The following is a 9,206-nucleotide window of genomic DNA, read 5'->3' as shown; positions in this document are numbered from 1 at the left end:
GCGCCCCGAAGGCCCGCGGGGCGGCCCCTGTAGGCCCTGCGCCGACCCCGATCACCCGAATCCGCCAGCACATCGCGGGCAACTGCATCCCATGGCTCGCCAGCCACTCGGCTAACGGCAATCAAATGCTTCTCAGGCTCTGAGGCCGGCGCGCTCTCAGTCCAGCGCCGTCACCCGGTCGCCTTCCCGGGGCACGCAACCCGGCGCCAGCGGCGCGCCGCCCTCGCGCAGCACGATGCCTTGCGGCCCGTGGCAAAGCTCGATGCGGCGCGCCTCGGGCCAGCGCCGCAGCGCGAACGCCTCCAGGCTGGCGGGCAGGCTGGTCTGCACGTCGCCGGCGTCGAGCTGCTCGAGCGGGTGGTCGTCGAAATGCAGCCAGGGCACGAAGCGGCCGGCCAGCAGCAGCCAGGGCGAGACTCGCACCGGCTCGGGCGCATAGCCTTCGGTGCGCAGCCAGGCCTGGGCCTCGGCGCGGTCGGCGCTGCCCGTGAGGGCTGCGGCGAGCAACTCGGCCACCCACTGGTTGCAGTTCTGGTAGTGGGTGCTGAAGGGGTAGGCGTTGGCGCTGTAGCGCGCGTTCAGCAGGCCCAGGGCGAGCGGCTTGTCCAGCGTGGCCCGGGCGAGCGCCGTGGCGGCGTCAGCGGGCAGCAGCAGCAGGCTGACATAGCCCAGGTCGGCGTCGTCGCTGCCCAGCACGAAGCCGGCCAGGCCCTGGTCGAACAGGCGTGGCCGGCCCTCGGCGCAGGCGTAGTAGAGCTGGCGCACGGCCCAGGGCATGTCCAGCCCATCGGCCAGCGCGACGGCGGCGTGCGAGTAGCGCAGGCCGAAGCGCGATAGGTCGGTGCCCGAGCGCGCGATCAGCGCGGCGGGACTGCCAGAGGAGGAGAGGGCGTCGCGCACGGCGGCGGCAAAGCGCAGCAGGTGGTCCTGCTGGGCGGCGGTGACCTGGGCGGGGCGGTCGCAGCCGCGTGGCGGTAACGAGCCGGCCTGGGCCTGGGCCTGGGCCGCGGCCAGCGCGAACGCCAGCGCGGCGAGGGGGCGGATCAAGGCTGGACGACGCGCGCCGCAAGCCCGCGATGCCAGGCGTCCTCCAGCACCAGGTAGAAGGCCTGGCCGGTGTCGGCATGCGCGAAGGCCACGCCATAGGGCTGGGGCGTGGCCTGCACCTCGTCGCCGACGTGGACGGTGCGCGCGGCCAGCGCCTGCTCGGGCAGCGTCAGCTCGACGGGGGCGGCGCCGTCACGGGCCAGCGTCAGGCGCAGCTTGCCGGCCTCGTCGGCGCGAGCCACCTCGGTGACGCGGTAGCGGCCCTCGGCGCGGCGTTCGCCGCCGCTGCTGCTGCCGGAGGACTGCTTGAAGGAGTCGGACACGCTGCCCGACGAGGCCGAGCCGGCGCCGGCCGCGGAGGAGACGAAGGAATCGGCCCGGGCCGCCACGGCCGCGGCCAGGGCGAGGGAGGCGAGGAGGACGAGGCGCATGGTGGGACTCGCGAACTGCTGGAGGGGCCGACGATAACGCGGATGGGTGCCGCCCTTCAGTGCGCCGTGCCGCGCCAGCGCTTCAGCGTCAGCGCGTTGGCGACGACGCTGACGCTGCTGAAGGCCATGGCGGCGCCGGCAATGACCGGGTTCAGCAGGCCCAGCGCCGCGAGCGGGATGCCCACCACGTTGTAGGCAAAGGCCCAGAACAGGCCCTGGCGGATCTTGGCGTAGGTGCGGCGCGACACGTCCAGTGCATCGGCAACCAGGCGCGGGTCGCCGCGCATCAGCGTGACGCCGGCGGCCTCGGTCGCGACGTCGGCGCCGCCGGCCATCGCGAAGCCCACCGAGGCGGCGGCCAGCGCCGGCGCGTCGTTGATGCCGTCACCGATGAAAGCGACGACTGCGCCGCCTTCGCGCAGGCCTTGCACGACGCCGGCCTTGGCCGCCGGCAGCACCTCGGCATGGACCTCGGCGATGCCCAGCTCCCGTGCCACGCCCGCCACCGCGCCGCGGCTGTCGCCGCTGACCATGACGGTGCGTATGCCGCGCGCCTGCAGCTGCGCGACAGCCGCCGCCGCGGTGTCCTTCACGCGGTCGCCGAAGGCCAGCAGCGCCAGCGCGCGGCCGTCTTCCACCAGCCAGGAGACCGTGTGCCCCTGGGCCTCCAGCCGGCGCGCCTCCTCGGCCAGCGCGGCGTCGTCCACGCCCAGCTCCTGCGCCAGCCGGGCGCTGCCCAGCGCCAGCCGGCGGCCCTGCACGACGCCCTCGACGCCGCGGCCCGGCAGCGCGCGTGCCTGCTCCACGGGCAGCGGTGCCGCGCCCCTCGCCTCGGCCAGCACGGCCGCGGCCAGCGGGTGGCTGCTCGTGCGCTGCAGCGCGGCGGCGAGTTGCAGCGCCTCGTCCCGGCTGCCGCCCGGGGCCGGCACGACGGCTGCGAGCGTCGGCTGGCCCACCGTCAGCGTGCCGGTCTTGTCGAAGGCGACCACCGTCACCGCATGGGCCAGCTCCAGCGCTTCGGCGTCCTTGATGAGGATGCCCTGGCGGGCCGCGACGCCTGTGCCGGCCATCAGCGTGGTGGGCGTGGCCAGGCCCAAGGCACAGGGGCAGGCGATGACCAGGACGGCCACCGCGTTGACCAGGGCCTGCCCGGCATCGCCCGCGTGCATCCACCAACCGGCGAAGGTCAGCGCCGCGATGACCAGCACCACAGGCACGAACACGGCGCTGACGCGGTCGACGATGCGCTGTATGGGCGCCTTGGCCGCCTGGGCCGACTCCACCATGCGGATGATGCGGGCCAGAGCCGTCTCCGCGCCTATGGCCGTGGTGCGCACGGTCAACGCGCCCTCGGCGTTGATGGCGCCGCCGGTCACGCGCTCGCCTGGCGTCTTGGCCACCGGCAGGCTCTCGCCGGTGATGAGGGATTCGTCCACATGGCTGCGGCCCGTGACGACCTCGCCGTCCACCGGGATGCGGTCGCCGGGGCGCACGGCGACGAGGTCGCCCACGCGGACCTCGGTGACCGGGACCTCCATCTCCACGTCGCCGCGCAGCACGCGGGCCGTCGTCGGCCGCAGCGCGTTCAGCGCGCGGATGGCGTCGGTGGTCTGGCGCTTGGCGCGCTGCTCCAGCCACTTGCCCAGCAGCACCAGCGTGATGACGGCGGCCGAGGCCTCGAAGTAGAGGTGGGCATGGTCCGGGTGGCTGACCAGCAGGTAGACCGACAGGCCATAGGCCGCCGAGGTGCCCAGGGCCACCAGAAGGTCCATGTTGCCGCTGCCCGCGCGCAGTGCGCCCCAGCCAGCGCGGTAGAAGCGCGCGCCAAGCACGAACTGCACCGGCGTGGCCAGCAGCAGCTGCCACCAGCCGGGCAGCATCGCGTCCATGCCGAGCGGTCCCAGCAGCATGGGCAGCAGCAACGGCAGCGTCAGCACCGCGCCGGCCGCGACGGGCCACCAGGCGGGCAGGCCGCCGGTGGGTTCAGCGGCCGGCGGGGCCGTGGCCGGGACCTCGCTGGCGGGGTAGCCGGCCTTGTCCAGCGCCGCCGTCAGCGCCGCGATGGGCACGTTGGGCAAGGCCTTCACCGAGGCCTTCTCGGTGGCGAGGTTGACGCTGGCGGCCTGCACGCCGGGAATGGCCTGCAAGGCCTTCTCGACGCGGCGCACGCAGGAGGCGCAGGTCATGCCGCTGACCTGCAGCGTCACGTCGTTCAGGGCGGAAGGGGCGGCGGCGGTGCTCATGGCGTGGTCGGTTTCCTGGAGGGTAGGCGCATCTTCAAGCTTCCCATCATGGCAAGGTCAAGCACCCGGGGTTTGACCCCGCGCAAGTGGGCGGGGCGGCTGGCCACAATGGGCTCATGAGCCCGACAAGCACGACCCGCCGAATTCTTCTCCTTGCTCCGCTGTGGCTGGCGGGGACCCTGGCCGTGGCCGAGCCCGCCTACTTCCCGCCCCGCGGCGACTGGCAGCGTGCCGACCCCCCGGCTGTGGGCCTGGACGCCGCGAAGCTGGCCGAGGCCGTGGCCTACGCCCAGGCGCATGACAACCCGGCGCCGCGCGACCAGGCGCTGGCCCTGGCCCAGAGCTTCGGCAAGGCCGAGCCGTATTTCGGCGGGCAGATCGGGCTCACGCGCGAGCGTGCGCCCATCAATGGCCTGGTCATCCGCCGCGGCAAGGTAGTGGCCGAATGGGGCGACACGCGGCGCGTGGACATGAGCCACAGCATCACCAAGACCTTCTTGTCCACGGTGGTCGGGCTGGCCTGGCAGCAGGGCCTGATCCGCAGCACCGACGACCGTGCGGTCGACTACATGCCTCCCGGCGTGGAGCTGTTCGCGTCGCCCAAGAACGCGCCGATCACCTGGGAGCACCTGCTGCGCCAGACCAGCGACTGGCAGGGCACGCTGTGGGGCAAGCCCGACTGGGCCGATCGGCCGGTGGGCAAGACGCCCGAGGACTGGCCCAACCGCCCGCTGAATGCGCCGGGCACGCACTACAAGTACAACGACGTACGCGTCAACGTGCTGGCGTTGGCCGCGCTGCAGGTCTGGCGCCGGCCGCTGCCCGAGGTGCTGCGCGAGCAGGTCATGGACCCCATAGGCGCATCCGGCCGCTGGCGCTGGCATGGCTACGACAACAGCTGGGTGGAACTGGACGGGCAGCGCCTGCAGTCCGTCTCCGGCGGCGGGCATTGGGGCGGCGGCATGTTCATCGACGCCTGGGACCTGGCCCGCTTCGGCTATCTGTTCCTGCGCCAGGGCGAGTGGAACGGCCGCCAGCTGGTGTCGCGCGACTGGATCACGAAGGCCCGCGCACCGGGGCCGGTCAATGCCGAGTACGGCTACTGCAACTGGTTCCTCAATACCGGCCGCAAGGCGTTGCCGGCCGCGCCCGAGAGTAGCGTCACCTTCCGCGGCAATGGCCAGAACATCGTCTACATCGACTGGGAGAACGATGTCGTCGCGGTGGTGCGCTGGATAGACAACGGGCCGGCTTTGAATGAGTTCATCGGCAGGTTGCTGGGGGCGGTGAGGGGGTGAGGAAGGCCTGCGGCCCGGAGTGGAATTGGAAGCACTGAAGCGGACGCTGAACGTCGGATTTCAGGGGGCCGCCGCCAATGGACGTGGTGAGCGTCAGCTTTGGAGATCCCTCGCAGCCGCACTCAATCCAAGAACGTCCACGAATCAGCTCCATCGAACCGCCGCACCTGCACGGCCGCCAGCAGCCGCGGATCGAAGTTGTTGAGGTTCACGCCATGCCGGGCGCCAGCCTCGGGTGTGAGGGGTTCCCAGTGCGTCACGCAGCCGCAGTGGACGCAGCGCAGGGTGCGCAGCGTCTTGTCGCCCCAGACGTAGTCGGTGGTGTGGTCGGGGTGGCCTTCCACCTTCACGCTGCCGAACTCGTAATAGGCCCACAGGCCTCCCAGGCGGCGGCACAGCGAGCAGTTGCATTTCGTCGCCTTGTCCGGCGCGGCGGGCAGCGTGAGGCGCACGGCGCCGCAGTGGCAGCTGCCTTGCAGCAGCGCTGAGGCGTGTTCTTCAGCAGACATGGCGCTCAAGGGACGAGGGTGTCGCGGGCCGCGCGGCCCCTTGCGCGCGCAGCTCGGCCAGGCCGGCCAGCGCGTGCTCGGTGGAGGCGGTGCGTGGGTCCTTCAGCTCGCGGCGTATGGCCAGCGCTTCCTCGAACCTCTCTTGCGCCGCGTCTAGGTCGCCCTGTTCGACGCCGTTGCGGCCCCAGTGCTGCAGCACGAAGGACTGCAGGCGTCGCCAGCCGCCGGTGCGGGACAGTGCCAGCGCCTTGGCGAAGGCCGTGTCGGCCTGGCTGCGCTGGCCGTTGTACTGCAGCGCCGTGGCGTAGGCGTTCCAGAACCAGCCGGCCACCTCCGAGCTGGAGAATGACTCAACGGGATCGAGTTGCGCCTGCAGCAGCTGCAGTGCCTCATCCTCGCGGCGCGCGGTGCTGAGCAGGGTGCCGAGGTCGGCTGTGTGCTCGACGATGGCGAGTGCGTCGCCGGCTTGCTGCGCCGCCGCCAGTCTGGCCTGGTGCTCGGCAATGCTGGCCTCGAGGGCCGCTGCGTCGGGGGCGGTGAAGCGTTGGAATTCCATGTGCGCGGCGGCGCGCCGGTGGCGGCAAGTGGTAGGCGGGCCCAACCATAGCGGCGTCCGGCGGGGGGCGCCAGGAGCAGCTGCGTTCTAGGCGGGCACCCGCACGGCCTGGCGGGCGTGTTCGATGGCGGCGATCAGCGCCTCCTCCGAGTAGGGCTTGCCCAGCAACTGGGTGACGCCGGCGGCCCGGGCCTCGTCCTGCTTGTCGTCCGAGGAGGTGATCATCAGCACGGGCAGCCGGGCCGTCGTGGCGCCGGCGCGCACCTGGCGCGTCAGCTCGAAGCCGTCGATGCCGGGCATCTCGACGTCGGTGATCAGCACGTGCGGACGCTCGGTGGCCATCAGTTCCAGCGCCTGCTCGCCGCTCTCGGCCAGCGCGACGCGGTAGCCTTGCGCAGCCAGCAGGCGGCTGATCTTGACGCGGACGATCTTGGAGTCGTCGGCAATGAGGACCAGGGTTTCGTCGGCGCGCAGCTCGCGCGTGGTCTGGGCGGCGGCGGCCGCGGCTGCCTCGGCCGCGGCGCGGCGCTCGGCTTCGGCGGCTTGCTGGGCGGAGGCCTCCCGGGCGGCGGCTTCGGCGGCCTGCTGCATGGCCAGGCGCTGGGCGGCTGCGCGCTCGGCCTCGGCCAGCCGCAGGGCCTCGGCTTCGCGCAGCAGGCGTTCGGTTTCCTGCCGCTCCGCCTCCGCCGCCTCCCGCGCCGCCTGTTCGCGGGCCAGTCGTTCCGCTTGGGCATGCTGTTCGGCAAGGCGCCGGGTCTCGGCCTCCTGGACCAGGCGTCGAGCTTCGGCGGCTTCGGCGGCTTCGCGGGCCGCCTGGGCTTCGAGGCGGGCGGCTGCCTCGCGCCCGGTGCGGGCCCGCTCGGCCGCGAGGCGTTCCTGCTCGGCGTGCTGCAGCCTCGCTGCGTGTTCGGCGCGTTCCTGGGCGATGCGCTGGGCCTCGCGCCGCTCGGCATCGGCGCTGGCGCGCTGGCGGCGGCGGCGGCCCAGCCAGAGCAGCAACAGCACGACGGCCGCGGCGGCGGCGGACAGGGTCCAGGTCAACAGCTCGTTCATCGTCGGGGCGGTGGTGCTAGGTCAAGGGTGCCCATCATCGCGCGCCGGGCGCCTCGCGCCGCACGCAGGCCTTTCGATGGCGGGTGGGCGGCGTCGTTTGTCACGCCCGTTCAGGCGCGCCGCCGCTCCAGCATGGCCATGGCCTCGCCGACGATGCCGCGGCGAAAGGCCAGCACGCAGACAATGAAGATCAGGCCGGTGACGAGGCTGACCGATTCGCCCAGGCCGTTGAACCAGGCCACGCCGGTGACGTCGGCCAGCAGGTTGCCGAGGTCGCCGATCTTGTTCTCCAGCGCGATGATGACCAGCGCGCCCACCATGGGCCCGACCAGCGTGCCCATGCCGCCCACCAGCGTCATCAGGATGACGAGGCCGGAGGTGGTCCAGATCGCGTCGGTCAGCGTCGCGAAGCCCAGCACCAGCGTCTTGGTCGCGCCTGCCAGGCCCGCCAGCGCGGCCGACAGCACGAAGGCCAGCAGCTTGAAGCGCGCCGTGTCATAGCCCAGCGAGGTGGCTCGGGCCTCGTTTTCGCGGATGGAGGTCAGCACCTGGCCGAAAGGCGAGTGGACGATGCGGTAGATCAGCCAGAAGGCGGCGACGAAGATGCCGAGCACGACGTAGAACAGCGTCAGGTCGTTCGCCAGGTTCAGGCCCAGGAAGTGTCCACGTGGCACGGACTGCAGGCCGTCTTCCCCTCCGGTGAAGGGCGCCTGCAGGAAGTAGAAGTACAGCATCTGCGCCAGCGCCAGCGTGATCATCGAGAAGTAGATGCCCGAGCGGCGGATGGCCAGCAGGCCGAACACCAGGCCCACGGCGGCCGCACCGGCCATGCCGGCGATCAGGCCCACCGGTGTCGGCAGGCCCCAGACCTTCAGCGCATGGCCGCAGACATAGCCGGCCGTGCCCAGGAAGGCCGCATGGCCGAAGGACAGCAGGCCCGTGAAGCCCACCAGCAGGTTGAAGGCGCACGCGAACAGCGCATAGCAAAGCACCTTCATGACGAAGACGGGGTAGGCGCCCAGCAGCGGCAGCAGGCCGATGCCGACAAAGAGCGCGGCGTACCCGAGAACCTTGCTGTCGATGAGCTTCTTGTTCATCGCTCTTTTCCGAACAGGCCCGCCGGACGCACCAGCAGCACGATGGCCATGACGACGAAGACGACCGTGTTGGACGCCTCTGGGTAGAACACCTTGGTCAGCCCCTCGATCAGCCCCAGGCCCAGCCCGGTCAGGATGGAGCCGAGGATGGAGCCCATGCCGCCGATGACGACGACGGCGAACACCACGATGATGAGGTTGCTGCCCATCAGCGCCGACACCTGCAGGATGGGCGCGGCCAGCACGCCGGCGAAGGCCGCCAGCGCCACGCCGCCCGCATAGGTCAGCGTCACCATGGCGGGGACGTTGATGCCGAAGGCCTGCACCAGCTTGGGGTTCTCGGTGCCGGCGCGCAGCTTGGCGCCCAGCGAGGTCTTCTCGATCAGCGCCCAGACGGCGAAGCAAACGACCAGCGACGCCACGACGACCCAGCCGCGGTAGTTGGGCAGGATCATGAAGCCGAGGTTGGTGGCGCCCGTGAGCTGCTCCGGCACCGAATAGGGCTGGCCCGAGACGCCGTAGAAGCTGCGGAACACGCCCTCGATGACGAGGGTGATGCCGAAGGTGAGCAGCAGGCCGTAGAGGTGGTCCAGCTTGTAGAGCCACTGCAGCATGGTGCGCTCGATGACGATGCCGATCAGGCCCACGGCGAGCGGCGCGAGGCCCAGCATGACCCAGTAGTTCAGCCCAAGGTACTCCAGCCCCATCCAGGCGAAGAAGGCCCCCATCATGTACAGCGCCCCATGGGCGAAGTTGATGATGTTGAGCATGCCGAAGATCACCGCCAGGCCCAGCGACAGCATCGCGTAGAACGAGCCGTTGACCAGGCCCAGCAGCAGCTGGCCCAGCAGGGCGGGTAGTGGGATGCCGAACAGTTCGGTCATGTCAGTCGTGCGATTGCAAGGATCAGCTGCCGAGGGCCGCGTAGCGCGCCAGACCCCTCCAGCGGTACCCGTGGATCCGGCTTTGCCG

Annotated in this window: 9 protein-coding genes; 1 reads left to right on the top strand and 8 read right to left on the bottom strand. The window is 71.5% G+C overall.

Going from position 1 to position 9,206, the window contains the following annotated elements:
• Positions 1–156: 156 nt before the first annotated feature.
• From JOY88_RS11575 to JOY88_RS11565, 3 genes are read right to left on the bottom strand one after another with little or no spacing between them, the layout of a single operon-like run.
• Positions 157–1,047: a DUF2145 domain-containing protein gene (locus tag JOY88_RS11575; protein WP_293502522.1), complete on the bottom strand. Its 891-nt coding sequence runs from the start codon at positions 1,045–1,047 to the stop codon at positions 157–159.
• The gene (locus tag JOY88_RS11570) at positions 1,044–1,478 is read right to left on the bottom strand and encodes a hypothetical protein (RefSeq protein ID WP_293502520.1); all 435 of its coding nucleotides are present in this window, start codon (positions 1,476–1,478) and stop codon (positions 1,044–1,046) included. Before JOY88_RS11570 ends, JOY88_RS11575 begins: the two co-directional genes overlap by 4 nt.
• A gap of 56 nt (positions 1,479–1,534) precedes the next feature.
• Positions 1,535–3,721, bottom strand: a complete 2,187-nt coding sequence (locus JOY88_RS11565) for a heavy metal translocating P-type ATPase (RefSeq protein ID WP_293502518.1) — start codon at positions 3,719–3,721, stop codon at positions 1,535–1,537.
• Between the two features lie 116 nt (positions 3,722–3,837).
• Between JOY88_RS11565 and JOY88_RS11560 the strand changes: the two genes are divergently transcribed.
• Complete coding sequence (locus JOY88_RS11560; protein WP_293502516.1) at positions 3,838–5,019, top strand: serine hydrolase domain-containing protein; 1,182 nt, start codon at positions 3,838–3,840, stop codon at positions 5,017–5,019.
• A 122-nt stretch (positions 5,020–5,141) separates the two neighbouring features.
• Here JOY88_RS11560 and JOY88_RS11555 read toward each other — a convergent pair whose 3' ends face one another.
• The 5 genes from JOY88_RS11555 to JOY88_RS11535 form a co-directional block, all read right to left on the bottom strand.
• Positions 5,142–5,528, bottom strand: a complete 387-nt coding sequence (locus JOY88_RS11555; RefSeq protein WP_293502515.1) for a GFA family protein — start codon at positions 5,526–5,528, stop codon at positions 5,142–5,144.
• The gene (locus tag JOY88_RS11550; protein ID WP_293502514.1) at positions 5,518–6,084 is read right to left on the bottom strand and encodes a hypothetical protein; all 567 of its coding nucleotides are present in this window, start codon (positions 6,082–6,084) and stop codon (positions 5,518–5,520) included. The genes JOY88_RS11555 and JOY88_RS11550 overlap by 11 nt, the downstream gene beginning before the upstream one ends.
• 87 nt (positions 6,085–6,171) lie before the next feature.
• A complete protein-coding gene (locus tag JOY88_RS11545) occupies positions 6,172–7,137 on the bottom strand; it encodes a response regulator (protein ID WP_293502513.1) in 966 nt (321 codons plus the stop codon).
• A 110-nt stretch (positions 7,138–7,247) separates the two neighbouring features.
• Positions 7,248–8,234 (bottom strand): branched-chain amino acid ABC transporter permease, encoded by a 987-nt coding sequence (locus JOY88_RS11540; protein WP_524539214.1) that lies wholly within the window; start codon positions 8,232–8,234, stop codon positions 7,248–7,250.
• On the bottom strand, positions 8,231–9,118 hold the full coding sequence (locus JOY88_RS11535) for a branched-chain amino acid ABC transporter permease (protein ID WP_293502512.1): 888 nt from the start codon (positions 9,116–9,118) through the stop codon (positions 8,231–8,233). Before JOY88_RS11535 ends, JOY88_RS11540 begins: the two co-directional genes overlap by 4 nt.
• Between the last annotated feature and the right edge of the window lie 88 nt (positions 9,119–9,206).

Source organism: Roseateles sp. (assembly GCF_019237615.1).
In the GTDB taxonomy this organism is placed as follows: domain Bacteria; phylum Pseudomonadota; class Gammaproteobacteria; order Burkholderiales; family Burkholderiaceae_C; genus Pelomonas.
The sequence above is the reverse complement of the archived record's forward strand: the minus strand, read 5'-3'. Positions and strand labels throughout refer to the sequence as shown.

Excerpts from the sequence above, each read along its gene's own strand:
- JOY88_RS11550 (WP_293502514.1), bottom strand. The coding sequence starts at position 6,084 with ATGGAATTCCAACGCTTCACCGCCCCCGACGCAGCGGCCCTCGAGGCC.
- JOY88_RS11565 (WP_293502518.1), bottom strand. The coding sequence starts at position 3,721 with ATGAGCACCGCCGCCGCCCCTTCCGCCCTGAACGACGTGACGCTGCAG.
- JOY88_RS11555 (WP_293502515.1), bottom strand. The coding sequence starts at position 5,528 with ATGTCTGCTGAAGAACACGCCTCAGCGCTGCTGCAAGGCAGCTGCCAC.
- JOY88_RS11560 (WP_293502516.1), top strand. The coding sequence starts at position 3,838 with ATGAGCCCGACAAGCACGACCCGCCGAATTCTTCTCCTTGCTCCGCTG.
- JOY88_RS11540 (WP_524539214.1), bottom strand. The coding sequence starts at position 8,234 with ATGAACAAGAAGCTCATCGACAGCAAGGTTCTCGGGTACGCCGCGCTC.
- JOY88_RS11535 (WP_293502512.1), bottom strand. The coding sequence starts at position 9,118 with ATGACCGAACTGTTCGGCATCCCACTACCCGCCCTGCTGGGCCAGCTG.
- JOY88_RS11545 (WP_293502513.1), bottom strand. The coding sequence starts at position 7,137 with ATGAACGAGCTGTTGACCTGGACCCTGTCCGCCGCCGCCGCGGCCGTC.
- JOY88_RS11570 (WP_293502520.1), bottom strand. The coding sequence starts at position 1,478 with ATGCGCCTCGTCCTCCTCGCCTCCCTCGCCCTGGCCGCGGCCGTGGCG.